Raw genomic sequence first — 18,395 nt, 5'->3', positions numbered from 1 at the left:
TAAGCGTTTCCCTCAATTCTTCTTGTGTTCGCTTCTCTAGAATAGCTATTAGTTTTCCCGTATCTAAATTTACTAAAACCGCACAGTAATTTTTTTGTCCTTTGACTAGAGCGATTTCGTCAATTCCTAGTCTTTTTAATTTCGATAGGTCTGTCTCTGTAATTTCTTCAGCTATGTCCTCTATCATTCTTTGAATCTCTTCTTCCGTTACGTCATTTCTTCGACTAACATTTAAAATATCTCCTTCTTTTAATTGTTCGAGTATATTCTCGGCTAGTCTTTTCGTATAGGTTCGTTTCTTGGCGACAAAATCTAACTCTTCGCTAAAGGGTTTCTGACAATTATCGCACTTAAATTGACGACGATTAACCTGTAGGTACACTGGTTGTCCTGAGATTGGTAAATCTTTGACTAAATGTCGATGATTTTGGTGGAGTTTATCGCTCTCTAACCCACAACGAGGACAGGTTGCTTTTTGATTTTTCGATTCGATTCGGCAAACTATACCGATATTTTCTAGGTGTAGATAGCCTTGAATACAGGTTCCTTTTAGGTTCAAAAATTTGTCAAGTATCATAAGTAAAATAATCTCGTTTTTGGCTATTATATCAAATCTTAACTCAATTGTCTATCTTTTGGTATTAACCTGTTTGTGCCTTAAGTCTTTCCCTGTATGGATTTCAGCTACTTTTGAGCGTAGGCGCTCTCATCGAATTTTATTTTAAGTTAATTATTTGCATAACAAGTCCCGAAGAACCACTTTTGTCTCCCGAAGTACCGATCGATAGGATAATTGATCATCGGAACATCTGCTCTGAGAATATGTAGCTAATATCTAACTACCTCTTGCCTTTCCCTCTTCCATGAGTGCCTATCCTAACCAAGAAGTTAATTTTGTTTTATTACTTATGTCTCTCAATCGCCGTCAATTTATTGATCTTTTAGGTGCTACCCTTGGCACAGCCACTCTTGCCGGTTTTAACCCTGCCGCTTTTGCCGCTACCGGTCCCTATAGTCTTATTCCCCTACCCTATAGCTATGATGCCCTAGAACCTTATATTGATAAGGAAACGATGCAATTTCATCACGATAAACACCATGTTGCCTACGTTAATAATCTCAACCTGGCAGTGGCAAAATATCCAGAATTGCAGAAAAAAACAGTAGTAGAATTAATTAAAAATCTTGACTCTTTGCCCGCCGATATTCGCACCACTATCCGCAATAATGGCGGCGGCGATCTTAATCATACGATGTTTTGGCAGATTATGTCCCCCGATGGCGGTGGCGAAGCAACAGGAGAAATAGGGGCGGCAATAATCGCTAAATTTGGCAGTTTCGAGGAATTTAAAAACGCTTTCAACCAAGCTGGTACTAAACTTTTTGGTAGTGGTTGGACATGGTTGGTTTTAAATAAGTCAGGACAACTGGAAATTACCAGCACTGCTAACCAAGATAGCCCCCTAATGATGGGATTACAGCCAATTATGGGCAATGATGTCTGGGAACACGCCTATTACTTAAAATATCGTAATCAACGGGCTGAGTATTTAAAACAGTGGTGGAATGTGGTTAACTGGGAGGAGGTAAATCGCCGCTATCTTCAGGCAAAAGCTTAACCATGTCAACTTTTACGGTAACAGTTCCCGCTACCACTGCTAATATTGGGCCCGGCTTCGATTGTCTCGGAGCGGCCTTAACCCTATATAATCAGTTTACTTTTACCCTGCTGCCGGCAACGACAGCTAACCCTGTCAGCATTATTGTCAAGGGAACTGAATCAGCTAAAGTTAGCCAAGGTGCTGATAATTTAATCTACACTTCTTTTTTGCAAGTTTATCAAAAAATAGGACAGAATCCGCCCCCTATCGCCATCGAGATCGGTTTAGGGGTTCCTCTGGCTAGAGGTTTAGGTAGTTCTGCCACTGCTATTATCGGTGGGTTAGTGGCTGCTAATCAATGCGCGGGAAATCCTTTATCTATGGGGGAAATCGAAGCATTAGCGATCGCCTTGGAGGGCCATCCGGATAATGTGGTGCCAGCTTTGCGGGGTAACTGTCAGCTATCGGCAGGATATAGCACAAATTGGGCTATTTGTCAAGTATTTTGGCAAAAAAATCTCATTCCCGTCCTAGCGATTCCCGATTTTGAACTGGCTACGGAAAAAGCTCGGGCGGTTTTACCCGAAAAAATTAGCCGTCAGGAGGCAATTTTCAATATTTCCCGCTTGGGTTTATTATTGCGGGGATTGGAGACGGGTAACGGCGATTGGCTGAGAATTGCCCTAGAGGATAAACTGCATCAACCCTATCGCCAATCTTTGATCCCGGGTTACGAAAAGGTGAAAAAAGCCGCCATTAACGCGGGTGCTTACGGGATGGTAATTAGTGGCGCAGGTCCGAGCCTATTAGCTTTAACTAACCCCGACAATGCCCAAAAAACAGCAACAGAGATGAAAAATGCTTGGCAGCAAGTGGGGATTAACTCTGAGGTGAAAATTTTAGCTTTAGATACCCTAGGGGCGCAAGTAAACTGTTAAGCCTCCAATTTACCGGTTAAGAGTCCCGGGCAGATTGGTTGGGGTGCGGGGAAGTGGGGTGTGGGGAAGTGGGGAGCTTTTCAGTGAACAGTAATCAGTAATCAGTGAAAAGACAGCAGTGTTAGGATAAAAATAAATATAAATAATTATTAAGAAAATGACGCGAATTACCGTTATTGGTGCAGGGATTGGCGGACTAACGGCGGCGGCATTATTGGCGCGTCGAGGTTATCAAGTCACAGTATATGATCAGGCGCTTGTCCCCGGAGGTTGTGCCTCGACTTTTTCCCGTCGGGGTTTTACTTTTGATGTGGGGGCAACTCAAGTGGCAGGATTAGAAGTAGGGGGCATTCATCAGCGCATTTTTGCCGAATTAGGGATAGATTTACCCGATTCTGTCCCCTGTGATCCCGCCTGTGCCGTTTTTCTGCCGGGGGAAACCACTGCGATTAACGTCTGGCGCGATCGGCAAAAGTGGCAAGAGGAAAGACAAAAACAATTTCCGGGCAGCGAACCTTTTTGGCAATTATTACAAAAACTCTTTCAAGCAAGTTGGCGTTTTCAAAGTCGCGATCCAGTTTTACCCCCGCGCAACTGGTGGGATTTAGGGCAATTAATCGCCGCTTTGCGTTTAGATACTGCCATTACCTTCCCCTTTACTTTGATGACTGTGGGCGATGCTCTGCGATTATACGGCTTAGAGAGGGATAAACGCCTAAAAACCTTTCTGGATCTCCAGTTAAAGCTTTATTCCCAAGTTACTGCCGATGAAACCGCTTTACTTTATGCCGCCACCGCTTTAGCAGTTTCTCAGTCTCCCCAAGGTTTATCCCACCTTCAGGGTAGTATGCAAGTATTAAGCGATCGCCTAGTAACAGCTTTGGAAAAATACGGCGGTAAATTGCAAATGCGCCACACAGTGGAAAAAATACTGACAGAAAAGGGAAAAGCCACGGGAATTATCGTCAGAAATCAAAAAAATGGTCAAATATATCCAGAAATGGCCGATGAGATTGTGGCTAATATCCCGATCCAAAATTTACCACAATTAATCGATCGCGAAGCCATTCCCAGTCTTTATCACCGGAGAATCGAAAAACTTCCCCCCGCATCCGGTGCTTTTGTGGTTTACTTAGGAGTCGATCGCGCTGCTATTCCCCCCGATTGTCCTCCCCATTTGCAATTCCTCTACGATGACGATGGCATAATCGGCGAAAATAACTCTTTGTTTGTTTCCGTGAGTAAAGAAGGGGATGGTCGCGCTCCAGTGGGAAAAGCGACGATTATTGCTTCTTCCTTCACCGATACCAGTCTTTGGTGGCGAAAAGGAGAAGATAATTATCAGCAATTAAAAGCAGCATACACCCAAGAGGCGATCGAGCGTCTCGGTAATTATTTCCATCTTAGTCCTGATCACATCGTTCACATCGAATCAGCTACACCTCGCACTTTTGAACGGTTTACGGGGCGAAATCAGGGCATTGTCGGCGGTATTGGTCAAAGACTGTCCACTTTTGGCCCTTTTGGCGTAGCGACGCGCACTCCGATCCCCCATCTTTGGTTAGTGGGAGATTCCACCCATCCGGGAGAAGGTACTGCCGGAGTCAGCTATTCGGCACTAACGGTAGTTAGACAGATTGAAAATCAATAGACCTCTTGTAAAAATCAAAAATTGTTGTTAGGGTTAGGAGTCAGTAGTCAGTAGTCAGGAGAATTAAGAATGGATAATAATCAATTAAATAGTATATTTACAGATTTTATGCCATTTAATCCTTATTTTTGCCGTTTTTAAACCCTCAAAAATTAATTATGCAAGAGCTTGAATTATTAGCTTCTAGTTAGCAGGAAGTGGGGAAGTGGGAAGTGGGGAAATTGAACTAAAACCCCAAAACCCCAATCCCCAACGCCTAAAACCTGTCTTCTATCTCCTGTCTCCTGTCTCCTGACTCCTGACTCCTGATCACTGTTATAAAGCGCCAGCTGCCGTGCGATCGAGTATTCCTGATCCTAGATGAGAGGTAATATTAATTGCTTGCAGGACCGGTTGAGAGTCAACTCCTTTGGCATAATCGATAACACTAACCGCGCCATTTCCCTGTTTAATATTCCAGAAATTGGCGGGTTTTAAACCCAATAAATAACAAAGAATCACCTTATTAATGGCATCGTGAGCTACTACCATAATTGTCTGAGGTCGATCGCTATTACTATAGGTTTTAACGATTTGCTGCCAACAAGCGATCGCTCGATCCCAAACTTCCTGTAAATTCTCCCCTTCCGGCATTTGCACGGTTTCTGGGGCATTTTTCCAGTCTTCTAACATCCCGGGGAAACTCGCTTCAATTTCCTCCTCTAATTTACCTTCCCAAAGTCCGTGACAGATTTCTGTCAGATCCACTTGGGTATCTAAGGTGACATTGGGGTGATATTGCAGGATAATTTGGGCAGTTTCCTTGGGACGGGACAAAGGACTGGTGACAGCGTGATTGATCGCCGTTTCTCGCAGAAATTCGGCGGCTTTCTCAGCTTGAGCTTTGCCATTATCATTGAGAGGAATATCGCGCACACCTTGAAAACGTTTATCCCGATTCCATTGGGTTTCTCCGTGACGCACCAGCAGCAGCCTCGAACCTTGGAAAGGAGGACGCGGTGGGGGTAAAGCTATCCCTAGGTGTGCCGTTTGATTGAGGGATTCCACCTGGACAGGATCACCAAAATTACGCGTAAAATTGAGAACATTAACGCAACAGTTAGATTGTTGTAGGGAATGGTATAAGGAAACCGGAATACCAATGGCACTGAGAATTAAACAGCGATTAATGCCGTTATGGGCAACAATGAGGATAGTTTTGCCCTCGTGTTGGGGAATAATTTCTCGCCAAAAATCTTGGGCTTGTTGATAGAGGGAGAGAACGGGATAATGTTCTTGACCATCGGGCAGTATCATCTTAAATTCGTGAGGTTTTTGCTGCCAATCCCGATATTCTTGGGGGTATTGAGCTTTTACCTCCTCTTTGACCATATTTTCCCAGATAGGCAGATCGATTTCTAGTAACTGGGAAGTGGGTTGAATGACGGGAGAGTTATTTAAACGAGACTGAATCACCTCAGCAGTAGATTTGGCTCTTTGGAGAGGACTACAGTAAAAAGCGGCGATATCGATTTGACTGAGGGCATTTCCTACTTTTTCCGCGTCCAGATGGCCTTTTTCCGTCAAAACCGAGCCATCACTGCGACCTTGTATTTTCTGCTCTGCGTTATAACTGCTTTGTCCATGACGAACAATAATCACACGGGTAGCCAAGCGGTTCAGTCTCCTTAACTAAAAGTCTCAATATCAGATTACAGGCGATCGGGATCGGAGTACAAATCAGTGATCAGTAATCAGTAATCAGTAATCAGTGTAGCGCATTTGTACTAAAATATCGCCTACAGTTTCAAGGCAGCACAGCATATCAAAACTTCCTGATATAACAATCTCTTTGGGATCAAGGGTTTGGCGGTTTTGTCAAGAAATCATGACAAGGTACTTGGTCAAAATCGGAATCTTACTGTTTAATAGGTATTTATAACAAGCGATTCCCTTGATCCCCATCGAGTGGATCTCTCGTTCACACAGCAATCGATGAGTAGTTAGAAGGATTACCCAGATAACTGCTTTTGCAAATGCTCAAAAACATTTGCCGTCGTAACTAATCGGAGAGTGTCAACTCATGGTCCCAGAATACCCACCCTTAGATGAGATGACCTTGCGGCAACTGCGACGAGTTGCCAGTCAATACAGCATCTCTCGTTACAGTCGGATGCGGAAAACGCAATTAATTGAGGCAATTACCCAAGCTATGGGAGTAAGCGGCAATTTTAAATCTATTATTAAAGAGGAAAAACCAGTGGAAGCAGCAAAATTTGAATTAGGTCAAGCTAACCCGATCGAAGACATCCTAGGTTCAGTGGATGATGGTTTAGGAGATCTGCCCGGTGGCTACGGTGAAAATCGCATCACCCTCCTACCTCGCGATCCTCAGTGGGCCTATGCTTACTGGGATATCCCCAACGAATCAAAAGAAGATCTACGTCGTCAAGGGGGACAACAGTTAGCCCTGCGTCTTTATGATGTCACCGATATCGATCTCAATAGCCAAGGCGCGCATAGCGTCCAAGAATATCTCTGTGATGAATTGGCCCGGGAATGGTATTTACCGATTCCGGTCAGCGATCGAGATTATGTTATCGATATCGGTTATCGTTGTGCTGATGGTCGTTGGTTAGTTTTGGCCCGTTCTCCTTTAGTGCGGATTCCTCCCGTCTATCCTTCCGACTGGATTGAAGATGTTTTTGTCACCGTTAACTGGGAAGAAGAACTGGTGGGTAAAACTGTTTACGAACTCGTTCCCCCCAGCAAACGCTACGGCAGCAGCGCCGGAACCACGGGAAGCCCTATATACGACCAAATTTTCGAGAGTGTCGGCGATATGGAGGCCCTACGGGTGGCTGGGTCCTTGTTTGGTTCCATGCAGCACGTCGCCGGTTCCGTACCGATGTCGGAAGTGATCAGTTCTTATGTATTCCCCTCCGGGGTTGGTATGTGGGCAGTTCCCACGGTATCGGGACTAACCGCTTCCGGTATCGGCATGACTGCTTCTGGTATCGGTATGGGTGCTTCGGAAACCCTACAACGTCCGCGCAAATTCTGGTTAGTTGCCGATGCCGAATTAATCGTCTATGGTGCCACCGAACCCGATGCCACCGTAACTATCGGTGGTCGTCCGATTAAACTCAATTCCGATGGCACTTTCCGCTATCAGATGTCCTTCCAAGACGGTTTAATCGATTATCCGATTATGGCCGTGGCCGCCGATGGTGAACAAAATCGTTCTATCCACATGAAATTTACCCGGGAAACCCCCTCTCGCAATACCAACACTAAAGACGAGGCGGTTCTAGAATGGTTGTTCTAGATTGGGTTTTCTAACGTTACCAAAGCCAAACCAATTACTTCCCCCTAACTGAGATTTAGTTAGGGTCTGCTGAAAAAGTAGGGGCGAAGCATTCGGGCAATAACCTATCGGTGAAACCGGAGATTTTCTATCCGAATGCTTCGCCCCTACAGGACGCGGGCCGATGAAGACGCCAGGTTTTGAAGCACGATTCTCTCAAAATCTTGCACCTGTGGGAGCAAGAAAAGCCACAAAACCCTTACCATGCCTACATTTCACATTTATTCAGCCAGCCCTAGTTAGGGGATTTTTTTCGAGAAGATAACGGCAAGCTACCGAGGGGGTTGCTTGCCGTTATCAACTTCTATTCCCAAATCTGACAGCTTAGATCGCCCGATTTTTGGGAAAGACGCAGATTTTCACCGTAATCGACGGGAACATCGATCACCGTGGGCACCTCTTGCCGGAAAGCATCCTCTAGTATTGGGATCAAATCCTGAGCAGATTCCACCCGATAGCCTTTTAATCCCATACTTTCGGCAAATTTAACAAAATCGGGATTACCAAACTTAATAAAAGAAGAGGTCCCAAAATAGTTTAACTGCTTCCATTCGATTAAACCGTAACCGCCATCATTAAAGATGAGAGTGACGAAGGGAGTTCCCACCCGCAAAGCTGTCTCCAATTCCTGACAATTCATCATAAAACCGCCGTCTCCCGTCACCGCCACAATGCGCTTATCGGGATAAACTAACTTAGCGGCGATCGCACCAGGGATAGCAATACCCATAGCGGCGAAACCGTTAGAAATAATGCAAGTATTGGGACAATCGGAGTGATACTGGCGCGCCATCCACATTTTATGAGCGCCCACGTCACAAATAGCGATATCTTCCGGTCCCATCACCTGACGCAGATCGTAGATCAATTTTTGTGGCTTGATCGGAAAACCCGTATCATTGGCATAAGTTTCGTAATCGGCCCGAATTTCCGTCTTTAATCCCGCGGTGACAGGAGTTGGTTTATTCTGGCGATCGGCCCGTTTGAGGATATCGATGAGAGAATCGGTGATATCACCCACCACTTCCACCACCGGGGCATAACTGCTGTCAATTTCCGCCGGAGTCATGCCGATGTGAATAATCGGTAATTTCCCGTCTGGATTCCATTTTTTCGGGGAATACTCGATTAAATCGTAACCAACAGCGATAATTAAATCACTGCGCTCGAAGGCACAACTAATCAAATCCCGTTGCTGTAATCCTACCGCCCAAAGAGCCAGAGGATGGGTATAGGGAATCACCCCCTTACCCATAAAAGTGTTAGCCACAGGGATATTCAAGGCCGTGGCGAATTCCGTTAAAGCCTCACTAGCATTAGCGCGAATTGCCCCATTTCCCGCCAAAATCAAGGGATTTTTCGCTTTAGAAATCACCGCCGCCGCCATGTTCAAAGTCCGGTAGGAAGCGTAAACTTTTTCCTGACTATCGAGGGGCAAGGGATGACCATCGGCAGCCATAGCGGCGATATTTTCGGGAAGATCAATATGAACTGCCCCCGGTTTCTCACTTTGTGCGGTTTTAAAGGCTCTCCGTACCACTTCTGGGGTGATACCCGGCCGCACGATTTGTTTATTCCATTTCGTCACCGGGGCGAACATGGCCACCAGATCCAGGTATTGATGGGATTCAATGTGCATCCGATCGGTTCCCACCTGGCCGGTGATGGCCACTAAGGGCGCCCCATCGAGGTTAGCATCGGCTACCCCTGTCATCAGGTTAGTCGCCCCCGGTCCTAAAGTGGAGAGACAAACCCCCGCTTTTCCCGTCAAGCGTCCATAGACATCGGCCATAAAAGCGGCGCCCTGTTCGTGACGGGTGGTGATAAATTTGATCGAGGAGTTTTTTAGGGCTTCCAAAACATCGAGGTTTTCTTCCCCGGGTAGCCCAAAAATATACTCGACCCCTTCATTCTCTAGACATTTAACTAGAAGTTCGGCTGTGTTTAATTCCCCCATAGTTCCCTCCTGTAGAGCTTACTTCATCAGTAAAGTCTCTAGAGATAGTTCATCCCGGCGGATTGAGGTTGTTGCGCTCAACTCGTCGGGATGATATCAGTAGACTATATGTACCAATGTAGCTGACTAAAATTTTGTTTAAGTCTATCCATATACCATTGTGACTTAGATCTTGACCCTTGGCAGATTATTTATTAGCACAATTGGGGAAAATTTTTTTTAGGCCGTTAATTCTTCGGCGGCGTGAGCTAGTTGGGCGGCGACTTTGGCTAAATAGGGACGACTTAACCACCAGATAAAGGGGGACAGCCAACCCCGCAGAGTGACAGAATAGGAAATATAACTACCACAGAGGGTTGATTCCACTTGGTAGGTCATTTTCTGTTCCATGCCGGGGATAGCGAGAACTCTTAGGCTGAGGAGTTCCCCGGGGCGAACATTTTCCACGAAAACCCGGACAGGAATGGGAGTCAGACGGGTGACAGCTTGATAGATTAACCCCGGTTTAGCGATTAAACCCAAGGGAACATCAGCCTTGGCGATCAAAGGATGCCAAGAGACATCGGCCACATTGATTAATTTTTGCCAGAGGACATCGACGGGGGCGGTACTGACCACCCGATAGGTTTTGTAGAGTGAAAACTTACAGAATAGTCTGCCTTTGGCCGCTACAATCCTTAAGGAAAAATTGAGAATCACCGATTGCCTCCCGCAAAAATAATCTAGGGAATCTTCTATTTTGACATACCCCACGTCCGTTTACGGACGTGGATTCTTCTCGCATCACTGCTGTGAATTTATGGCTCAACGAGTCCACTTGAATTAGATTCCTGGCGAAATCCCACCCAGAGGTGGTTCTCTCCTCAGACTTTCGCAACCTTACAGAAGCCTGTTTTCGGAGTCCCCTACGATACAGTTCCAAACCTCTAAAATACTTGGTTTCTCTGGTACTTGGTGCTGAGAATTTTACCTATAGGAGCATTCCCCTAGAGAACCCCATAACTCTAGTTTTCAAGGTGCGTTCATCGGTTGATGACTGGGTTTTTTAAGCGGTTGCTTACCCGGCCCCCTATTCTTAATAGCATACATCCTATAAAGTCGCCCTCAAAGGGCGAGGCTTTAAACCCAATTTTTCGGTAAAAAATAAATGGCTTTCCGGCAGTGTGCGCTTTTGATAATTGTCAATTATATGAATAGATTGATAAAGCTTGTTCTCAAGCCACTAAAAGCCTATCAGTTCTTTGTGTGATCAGTTTAACTTACTATAGAAGCGATCAATCTTTGTGTCCTCTGTGTCTGGAGTGGTTCCTTCCACTCCCTCGCCAGCAGGACTGTATCTTAGAATACATTTTACCCACCAAACCTAAGATAGCCTGGTTCTTCGGTTTGTGTTATGCCATGGATGGGGTTACAAGGGATGAAAACCCTATATAGAGTTGGCTGAATAAATCTAATTTTTTCGATAAAAGCGGCAGGGTTAAAACCAGCAAGAGTGGCTGTGCCAAGGGTAGCACCTAAAAGATAAAAAAATTGACGGCGATCGAGAGACATATTCTCAGAGCAGATGTTCCGATGATCAATTATCCTATCGATCGGTGCCTTGGCAAAGAAAAGTTTTTATTTTTACCTGTCCGCTATAAGATGTCAAATTTTTTGAGTAATTGCTGGGGGATTTAAAAAAATTTGTTTACTCAAATTAAGAGTTAAATTTGGAAGGTTTCTAGAGCGCGTTTTTTCTCAAGTTGGGATGGGATTTTTCCCATCCCCACACTTGTCAATTTATCGTTTTTGTTTGAATTGAGAACCGATGCCCAAAAGTCCTAAACCCAATAATCCTAAAATTGCCGAAGGTTCGGGAACCGGTGTAGCACTGGGAGTGACATTGATGTTATCAAACTGATGAAACGGAGATGCCTGAATCCATTGAACAGATACTAAATTAGTGAAGCTAGAATTAAAGGTAAAAGTTTCTAGGGTACTAAGAATTGCATCGGTAGTAAAAGATTGGGTAACGATGCTAGAATCTGCCTTTATTCCTGTAAAATTGACAGTCACACTATTATTACCAAGGAGGCTAGTTAGTTGAATAGAATTTAAGTCAAATAAGCCTCCGCCATTTTGGTTTAATCTGGTGATTCCATCACTCGTATCATTGAATAAGGCGGTAGAACCAGGGTAACGAAATTCCTGAGTGCCAAAAAATGCAAAGGGAAAAGGAGTAGACAGGTTACCTAGGGTAAAACCGTCTTCGGTATAGGTAAAACCGACATTATTAGCGACTGAGTTATTTTGTTCTAAGCTTTGAAAATCGATAATTACAGCTTGGGCGGCTTGCAAAGGGGTTAGGATGGCTAGAGTTGCCCCCGCTACCAATAAGCAATGCTTACCCCCCCGCATTTTTAATTATTTTTGTTAATGTTTGCGCCATGAAAACCTCTTCTTTGGTATGGTTTCCTCGATTATATAATTGTATTTTTCAAAAGACTGCTACTGCCTGCTACCAATAAGTAATGCTTACTCCCCCCGCATTTTTAATTATTTTTGTTAATGTTTGCGCCATGAAAACCTCTTCTTTGGTAGGGTTTCTTCGATTGTATAATTGTCTTTGCCTCTCTTGGATATTGGCTGAAAAATGTTCACAATGTCACATTATGGGCGCAAGCGTTGCGCCCCTACATTACACAATGACCTCAAATACTTTTTCAGCAAGCATTTATTACCATAAACGATAAAAACTTTTCAACAAATGCGGCGGAATTTTTAGATAATAACCAATAATAACTAATTGATTAACTAAGGTAGTTTTGCCAACTCCTAATGTTTGCCAACGTCTTGCCGAGGTAATCACCGCGGCAGAAACTATGGCTATTTTACCCCTTTTTTTCAATCTTTGTATTAATTCAAAATCTTCCATAATTGGCAACTCAGGAAAACCGCCCAAATCTGCCAATATTGAGGCTTTTAAAAATATTCCTTGATCTCCGTAGGGAAGAGAAAGCCAGCGAGAACGCCAATTAACTAATTTTTCCACTAAACGCAGGGATTTTTCCTCTCCATCAATTTTTAATTCAAAGGCCCCCGCTACTATCCCAGATTGGGATAAAGTATCGATAATTTGTTCTTGAAATTCCTGGGGAAGTAAAGTATCTCCGTGCAGAAATAACAAAATATCTCCTTTGGCTATTTTGGCTCCTAAATTCATCTGAAATGCACGACCTTTTCTGGGTGAAATAATTACTTTCGCTCCCAATTGTTCGGCTATTTCTCTAGTTTTATCGGTACTTCCCCCATCGACAACAATAATTTCTACCCCCGCACCTATCTGTTTTAACGTTGCGGCAATTCTTAACTCCTCATTAAGAGTCGGAATGATAATACTAAGATAATTCATCAGGTTTTGCGCTAACTAAAGTCACAGGATTTAGGGGCGACCATCGGGTAAATTTTCCTACAGATACCGAGGGATTGACTGGGATTTTTAATAACTGTTTTTCCTGTAGAAAAGTTAAACATTGCTGCCAGTTCTTCAGAGTGGCTAAAGCTGCCGTCAAAAGTCGATGCCAAATTAGGTTACACTTCATCTTTATGGGAAACGAAACTCTGTTCTAAGATAGGTGGGACAATGCCGAATATTAAAGGAGACGATGGTGCGCTCAAAACCATCTTCAGCAATAGTAAAATTATCGCAGTGGTCGGGCATTCCGAGAAATCGAGCCGCGCCAGCTATCAGGTGGCCAAATTCCTGCAAGCGGTGGGTTATCGAGTCTATCCTGTCAATCCTATGGTCAAGCAAATTGACGGTCAAAGCTGCTATCCTTCTCTAGAGGCTATCCCCGAACCTGTGGATATTGTTAACGTTTTTCGTCATCCTGATTATCTACCCGAAATTGTCGAGTCAGCTATTGCTATTCGGGCTGCTACCCTTTGGACACAATTGAGAATTTATCACCCAGTTGCCGAAAAAAAAGCGATCGAGGCGGGTTTAAACGTGATTATGGATGCTTGTATCCAGATAGAATATCAGCGTCTATTTGCCTAAAACAAAACCCCACCATGGGTGGGGTTTCGGGTTTAATTTAGGAAATCCTAGAAGGTAAAGGTTCCGCGGAGAGTGCCAATCCACTCGTTACCAGTGCCTTTGAACTGTTCAGGTGCAGAAATCCAGATGACACCGGGGGTGATAGAAATATTGTCGGTGACTTGGTACTTGTAGAACAATTCAACGTGGTAGGGAACGATGTTAGATACTTTTAGCCCCATGTCTCGGAAGCTTAAGTGACCGATGTAGGGCTGCGCACCAGCAAACAGACCTAAGATATTTCCTTCTTTACCCAAGTCGGGGAAGGCAATACCAGCACCGTAGGTCCACACTTCCGCATCACCGAGACCGAGTAAACGCACGGTGGAGTAGGAACCGAAGGCACTCAAGCTGGCGAAACCAATATCCACTGCACCGGTTAAACCGTAGCTATTGGATACTTTGGCTCCGAAGTTGAAGAAACCGACTTCATCCTGTAGGGTGACGTCTCCAGGAGGGTTGCCGTTGACGTTGAGCAGGGTATTTAACTGAGTTTGGGAAAGGTTAGCAGCGGAAGTACCCGTTACACCGAAGGAACCACCGTTACCGAAGATGGCGGTATCGGCACCTTGGTAAGCGTTAACGTAGGTGAAGCCGACGTTGAGGAAGTTAAAGAGGTTAGCGTTAATCTGTGCTAGAGCGGCGTAATCTCCGTTAAAGAGACCATTACCCGGGTTAGGATTGGCCGCAGAACTAGAGCCACCACCACCGGCTAAGTAACCCAAGGATAGGGAGGTCGGACCGACAATGCTTTGGAGGAAGCCTAACTGTAGGCTAACACCGGCCCCAGAACCACCACCGATACGGTAGATGGGGTTTTCGGAAGCGAAGGTCGAAAGCGCACCATTACCACCGTCGAAGTCTTCAAAGAAGGGATTAGTGGTGGGAACGAAGTCATTCCAAATACCGCCCCAAGCGGCGACGTAGGTATTGAAGCGACCAAAATAACCTAAGTCAATCGGGGTATAGTAGGCCAACCAGTCGAGAACCACATTGCTACCGTTACCGGCCGCGGTCCAAGTTTGGAATAGGGAAGGGCTTTGCAGATTATCGAATCTGACGGAAGCGGGATCACCATTTTGTAGTGTGGTGGTCGATTTGTAATCAAATCCGAAGGGAGTGGCACTACCCGCCGCTAAACGAGTTTTCAGTACGTCCTGACCGGTGAAGCTCGTGTTTAACAGCAAACGAGCGCGGTATTGCATGGCGGCCTGGGAGGCGGGGCTACCAGCACCGACCGTATCGGTGACAGCGAAAATAACTTCCCCAGCTAATTTGGTGGTGGTGGAGAATTGGTTATTTTCGAGGAAAGACACCCGGCTTTCTAAGTTATCAACTCTAGCTCCCAAGGCCGCTAATTCGGCCTGGAACTCATCCATCAAGCGCTTGAGGGCATCTAAGTCTTCCTTGAGGACGTTGACACCATCTTGAATTAAACGTTCCATGACGTTTAAGCAAGCGTTTAAACCAGCCGCAAATTCCCAACGGGTTAAAGCTCGGTCGCCGCGGAAGGTGCGATCGGGATAACCAACAATACAACCATAGCGTTCAACTAAACTTCTTAAAGCCTCGAAAGCCCAAGCGGTGGGGGAAACATCCCGCAGTTGGTTAACGCTGGTGACTTGATCGATGGTGTTGCCCTGTACGGGTGCCACTTGACCTTCGTTACCGTACTGTTCGATCTGATTGAGTAATTCGCCAGTTCCTGCAGCGTTGTCCTGAACTTGAGCGATTTCTAGATTGTTAAATTCGGTAGAAACACTGGTAGATTTGGCGGGATCGAAGCTACTAGCATTAGCGGAAGCTACTAGGGTAGCCCCTAAAATCGCTGGGCTAACCAGCAATGATTTCCAGAACATTCTTAACATGATGGTTTTTTCCTCACACCTTATAGGTTGACTACACAGTTTGACGACGCATATAGCCTTTCTATTCTTTTGCCATTATACACAATTTAATTACTTAGGGAAAGATGCGATCTCATTTTTTTTCCCTTGACCAGTTGAAAAAGTGGCCACCCTGTCGCTCCTAACGGCACTTAAACAAAAACTAAAGTAGGTTAGAATCCTTACACAGAGAAAACTTAAGCTCATACAACGGGCTCGTCTAGACGAGTCGGGCAAGGTTCTGTGATTTTGATAACGGCCACTGAACTGGGTTGTTGTCAGGTTAATTGATGATTTCTCTGGTGGCACTCTTAATATGGAGTGATGTCTAATGGGCAAAACTTAACGCCGATAAAAACAGAGACAAGACCATGAAAAAAAGAAAGATAGCCAATACACTGCGTAAAGCCTTGCTAGAAGATGGCAAGATGGAACGCGCTCTCTATGAATACGAATTAGAAGAACACATAGACTACTGGTACGAAGGTCTCAAGTCCGACCGTGATCAGTTTGTCTTTGCCGTCACGGAAAACTCCGGTGATGTGGCAATGGTATTGATTACGCCGGGTAAAACTATCTATGTCAATGAGGAGGCGAGAGAGAAACTAGCTAAATTCTGGATAAAAGCTTATGAGAATAATATAAATCAACTCATTCCCATGATGGCAGAGAATTTGGCCAATGATATTATCTCGGTGACAGGCGTTAAAATGGTGTCCCCAAACCAGAAGCGACGCTGGGTTAGTTTGCGCCCGTAGAGTTAAAGTCAAGAAAGGCTCACTTAGGAAAAAATTGGTATTAGTTCTGGTTCTGGGGTTCCCAGATGACGGGAAACCCCCAAAAACTATCCGCCCTTACCAATTGCTCGGTAAGGGCGGTGTAGCGGGTCATCGGAATCGACACCAGACTGCCGGAAGGAACTCCAGCTAGTCTAAATCTTGTTTAGACGTGGGGGTCTAGAGAACAGCCCCGGCGCACAGCCGGCTATTGTCGATTAGGAGACCCATGCTTTTACTACTTTCTACCATCGACATCACCTCCTGTATCCCTTAACGGATTGATTATCAAATTTATCTGTAATTAGCTTAACGCAGCTGTGCGGAAAAAATCAAGGCCGGCAGCTAAAAATTTTTTCGGCAGGCTTAGTTGGCCCCCAAAATGTAGGTGAAGATAGGAAGCGTGCAGATTCTTACCTTGCCACCCTTCGGCATTGATCTCACTTTTGGGGAATGCTTGCAGTTGATAAATCGGTGCGTCGCTCACCCCGCTTAATTGGGAGCGATGGAATTCATGGCCGCGCACTGGTTGACCTGCTTTGAGCAGGATCGTCTCCTGTTTGGCGATGGCTTGCCGATAACCTAGGGTTAATTTCGGGGACATTATAGCAGATTGGGGGATTATTTGCAACATAGAATGGTTTTTTTGCTCAAAATCAACTATTTTGTCACATAAATACATTAATCCCCCACATTCGGCGTAGGTGGGCATTCCAGAGGCGATCGCTTTTCTCACCTGAGTTAAGATAGGGGTGTTAGCTGCTAATTCCGGGGCAAAGATTTCGGGAAAACCGCCACCAAAGTACAACCCTTGCAGGTTTTCGGGCAAATTTGCCCCTTGCAAGGGACTCCAAAAGATTAATTCCGCGCCTAAATTGGCTAAAATATCGAGATTATCGGGATAATAAAAGTTAAAAGCCTTATCTCTGGCAATACCGATACGGATAGGGGGAAAAAGCTTATTTGCTCTTGGGGGATTTTTCGGGTTCTCTTGGGGAGAAATAGTGAGTAAAGGCAAGAGAATGTCCCAATTAAAGCAGTTTTGGGCAATAGAAGCCAGTTGATCTTGCAGTTGCCTGATTTCTCCTAGTTCATCCCTGGGAACCAATCCTAGATGGCGATCGGGAATTGTCAGGGAATCTTGACGACGCAAAACCCCGACAATCGGCATATTGATCGATTCTAGGGCGGTTTGCAGTAATTGCAGGTGGCGATCGCTGCCAACCCGATTGAGGATAACTCCGGCTAGATGGAGATTTTTGTCTAAAGATTGATAACCGCGGACAATAGCGGCGACAGAGGTAGATAAACGACTACAATCGATAACTAACAGCAGAGGAAGCCCTAAAATACGGGCAATATGGGCGGTACTGGCATAGTCGGGAAATTGAGTATCGCTTAATTGAATACCATCAAATAGCCCCATTACCCCTTCAATCAGAGCATAATCGACATTTTGACAATGTTGGGCAAAACAGGTTTTTACATAGTCTTCAGAAGTTAAAACCGGATCGAGATTGCGACAGGGGCGACCGGTAAAATGACTATGGAACATGGGATCGATATAATCGGGCCCGACTTTAAAAGATTGCACTCGATCGCCACGACTGATTAAATAGGCCAAGATTGCCAGAGTAATCGTAGTTTTACCGACTCCGCTTCTTTCTCCTGCGATGATCATCGAAAATTTTGGGTCTGAAACCCCGTCGTTCTACGACGGCTTTACCGTCAAATATTAGCGCATTTACACGATATATGCTAGAATGCGGGATATGGAAAAAGCCTATTCGTTCCGATTTTACCCCACACCAAAACAAGAGTCGCTATTGCGGCGCACTTTGGGCTGTGTAAGATTAGTTTACAATAAAGCTCTCCATCTCAGAACACAAGCTTGGTATGAAAGACAAGAAAGAGTAGGCTACGCTCAAACTTCTTCAATGTTGACCGATTGGAAAAAACAAGAAGAATTAGACTTTTTAAACGAAGTAAGCTGTGTACCTTTACAACAAGGGTTAAGACATTTACAAACAGCTTTCACTAATTTCTTTGCTGGTCGTACTAAGTATCCTAACTTTAAGAAAAAACATCAGGGAGGAAGTGCCGAATTTACCAAATCAGCCTTTAAATTTAAAGACAAACAAATCTATTTAGCCAAATGCACA

At 44.9% G+C, this 18,395-nt stretch carries 16 protein-coding genes; 7 read left to right on the top strand and 9 right to left on the bottom strand.

The window, feature by feature from the left end:
- A partial coding sequence (locus O9300_RS16855) for a transposase family protein (protein ID WP_287972871.1) occupies window positions 1-577 on the bottom strand: 577 nt, incomplete at its 3' end.
- Window positions 578-908: 331 nt separating this feature from the next.
- Here O9300_RS16855 and O9300_RS16850 point away from each other — a divergent pair.
- From O9300_RS16850 to crtD, 3 genes are all read left to right on the top strand, one after another.
- On the top strand, window positions 909-1,619 hold the full coding sequence (locus tag O9300_RS16850) for a superoxide dismutase (protein WP_190723535.1): 711 nt from the start codon (window positions 909-911) through the stop codon (window positions 1,617-1,619).
- Window positions 1,620-1,621: 2 nt separating this feature from the next.
- The gene (gene thrB, locus O9300_RS16845) at window positions 1,622-2,539 is read left to right on the top strand and encodes a homoserine kinase (RefSeq protein WP_190723451.1); all 918 of its coding nucleotides are present in this window, start codon (window positions 1,622-1,624) and stop codon (window positions 2,537-2,539) included.
- A gap of 157 nt (window positions 2,540-2,696) precedes the next feature.
- Window positions 2,697-4,190 carry a C-3',4' desaturase CrtD gene (gene crtD, locus O9300_RS16840; RefSeq protein WP_190723453.1) on the top strand — a complete coding sequence of 498 codons (1,494 nt, stop codon included), beginning with the start codon at window positions 2,697-2,699 and terminating at the stop codon, window positions 4,188-4,190.
- 315 nt (window positions 4,191-4,505) lie between these two features.
- Here the strand turns inward: crtD and O9300_RS16835 are convergent, their stop codons facing one another.
- Complete coding sequence (locus O9300_RS16835; protein ID WP_287972868.1) at window positions 4,506-5,843, bottom strand: histidine phosphatase family protein; 1,338 nt, start codon at window positions 5,841-5,843, stop codon at window positions 4,506-4,508.
- A gap of 409 nt (window positions 5,844-6,252) precedes the next feature.
- Between O9300_RS16835 and O9300_RS16830 the strand changes: the two genes are divergently transcribed.
- On the top strand, window positions 6,253-7,497 hold the full coding sequence (locus O9300_RS16830; RefSeq protein WP_190723457.1) for a DUF4912 domain-containing protein: 1,245 nt from the start codon (window positions 6,253-6,255) through the stop codon (window positions 7,495-7,497).
- A 343-nt stretch (window positions 7,498-7,840) separates the two neighbouring features.
- Here O9300_RS16830 and O9300_RS16825 read toward each other — a convergent pair whose 3' ends face one another.
- The 5 genes from O9300_RS16825 to O9300_RS16805 form a co-directional block, all read right to left on the bottom strand.
- Window positions 7,841-9,493: an acetolactate synthase large subunit gene (locus O9300_RS16825; protein WP_190723460.1), complete on the bottom strand. Its 1,653-nt coding sequence runs from the start codon at window positions 9,491-9,493 to the stop codon at window positions 7,841-7,843.
- Window positions 9,494-9,712: 219 nt separating this feature from the next.
- The gene (locus O9300_RS16820) at window positions 9,713-10,192 is read right to left on the bottom strand and encodes a hypothetical protein (protein ID WP_061431412.1); all 480 of its coding nucleotides are present in this window, start codon (window positions 10,190-10,192) and stop codon (window positions 9,713-9,715) included.
- Window positions 10,193-11,272: 1,080 nt separating this feature from the next.
- The gene (locus tag O9300_RS16815; RefSeq protein ID WP_287972866.1) at window positions 11,273-11,890 is read right to left on the bottom strand and encodes a PEP-CTERM sorting domain-containing protein; all 618 of its coding nucleotides are present in this window, start codon (window positions 11,888-11,890) and stop codon (window positions 11,273-11,275) included.
- A gap of 319 nt (window positions 11,891-12,209) precedes the next feature.
- A complete protein-coding gene (locus O9300_RS16810; RefSeq protein WP_190723466.1) occupies window positions 12,210-12,884 on the bottom strand; it encodes a TIGR04283 family arsenosugar biosynthesis glycosyltransferase in 675 nt (224 codons plus the stop codon).
- A complete protein-coding gene (locus O9300_RS16805; RefSeq protein ID WP_190723468.1) occupies window positions 12,871-13,074 on the bottom strand; it encodes a hypothetical protein in 204 nt (67 codons plus the stop codon). The genes O9300_RS16810 and O9300_RS16805 overlap by 14 nt, the downstream gene beginning before the upstream one ends.
- Window positions 13,075-13,115: 41 nt before the next feature.
- On the opposite strand from O9300_RS16805, the gene O9300_RS16800 reads away from it, so the two are divergent.
- Complete coding sequence (locus tag O9300_RS16800) at window positions 13,116-13,532, top strand: CoA-binding protein (RefSeq protein WP_125731644.1); 417 nt, start codon at window positions 13,116-13,118, stop codon at window positions 13,530-13,532.
- A gap of 47 nt (window positions 13,533-13,579) precedes the next feature.
- Here the strand turns inward: O9300_RS16800 and O9300_RS16795 are convergent, their stop codons facing one another.
- The gene (locus tag O9300_RS16795) at window positions 13,580-15,439 is read right to left on the bottom strand and encodes an iron uptake porin (RefSeq protein ID WP_061431204.1); all 1,860 of its coding nucleotides are present in this window, start codon (window positions 15,437-15,439) and stop codon (window positions 13,580-13,582) included.
- A 389-nt stretch (window positions 15,440-15,828) separates the two neighbouring features.
- Here O9300_RS16795 and O9300_RS16790 point away from each other — a divergent pair, with 389 nt between their 5' ends.
- Complete coding sequence (locus O9300_RS16790; protein WP_004163047.1) at window positions 15,829-16,215, top strand: hypothetical protein; 387 nt, start codon at window positions 15,829-15,831, stop codon at window positions 16,213-16,215.
- Between the two features lie 322 nt (window positions 16,216-16,537).
- On the opposite strand, the gene O9300_RS16785 is transcribed toward O9300_RS16790, so the two are convergent.
- Complete coding sequence (locus O9300_RS16785; RefSeq protein WP_287972863.1) at window positions 16,538-17,914, bottom strand: cobyrinic acid a,c-diamide synthase CobB; 1,377 nt, start codon at window positions 17,912-17,914, stop codon at window positions 16,538-16,540.
- Window positions 17,915-18,005: 91 nt separating this feature from the next.
- Here O9300_RS16785 and O9300_RS16780 point away from each other — a divergent pair.
- Window positions 18,006-18,395: RNA-guided endonuclease InsQ/TnpB family protein (locus O9300_RS16780; RefSeq protein WP_287972862.1), on the top strand; the 390-nt coding region annotated here is incomplete at its 3' end.

It is taken from the genome of Microcystis sp. LE19-195.1E, from assembly GCF_027532095.1.
Lineage (GTDB): Bacteria > Cyanobacteriota > Cyanobacteriia > Cyanobacteriales > Microcystaceae > Microcystis > Microcystis aeruginosa.
This window is presented reverse-complemented; position numbering and strand designations above follow the sequence as displayed.

What these genes read in the sequence shown, in the direction of transcription:
- O9300_RS16850 (WP_190723535.1), top strand. Translation starts at nt 909, where the DNA reads ATGTCTCTCAATCGCCGTCAATTTATTGATCTTTTAGGTGCTACCCTT.
- O9300_RS16790 (WP_004163047.1), top strand. Translation starts at nt 15,829, where the DNA reads ATGAAAAAAAGAAAGATAGCCAATACACTGCGTAAAGCCTTGCTAGAA.
- O9300_RS16815 (WP_287972866.1), bottom strand. Translation starts at nt 11,890, where the DNA reads ATGCGGGGGGGTAAGCATTGCTTATTGGTAGCGGGGGCAACTCTAGCC.
- thrB (WP_190723451.1), top strand. Translation starts at nt 1,622, where the DNA reads ATGTCAACTTTTACGGTAACAGTTCCCGCTACCACTGCTAATATTGGG.
- O9300_RS16830 (WP_190723457.1), top strand. Translation starts at nt 6,253, where the DNA reads ATGGTCCCAGAATACCCACCCTTAGATGAGATGACCTTGCGGCAACTG.
- O9300_RS16785 (WP_287972863.1), bottom strand. Translation starts at nt 17,914, where the DNA reads ATGATCATCGCAGGAGAAAGAAGCGGAGTCGGTAAAACTACGATTACT.
- O9300_RS16825 (WP_190723460.1), bottom strand. Translation starts at nt 9,493, where the DNA reads ATGGGGGAATTAAACACAGCCGAACTTCTAGTTAAATGTCTAGAGAAT.
- O9300_RS16795 (WP_061431204.1), bottom strand. Translation starts at nt 15,439, where the DNA reads ATGTTAAGAATGTTCTGGAAATCATTGCTGGTTAGCCCAGCGATTTTA.
- O9300_RS16800 (WP_125731644.1), top strand. Translation starts at nt 13,116, where the DNA reads ATGCCGAATATTAAAGGAGACGATGGTGCGCTCAAAACCATCTTCAGC.
- O9300_RS16805 (WP_190723468.1), bottom strand. Translation starts at nt 13,074, where the DNA reads ATGAAGTGTAACCTAATTTGGCATCGACTTTTGACGGCAGCTTTAGCC.
- crtD (WP_190723453.1), top strand. Translation starts at nt 2,697, where the DNA reads ATGACGCGAATTACCGTTATTGGTGCAGGGATTGGCGGACTAACGGCG.
- O9300_RS16810 (WP_190723466.1), bottom strand. Translation starts at nt 12,884, where the DNA reads ATGAATTATCTTAGTATTATCATTCCGACTCTTAATGAGGAGTTAAGA.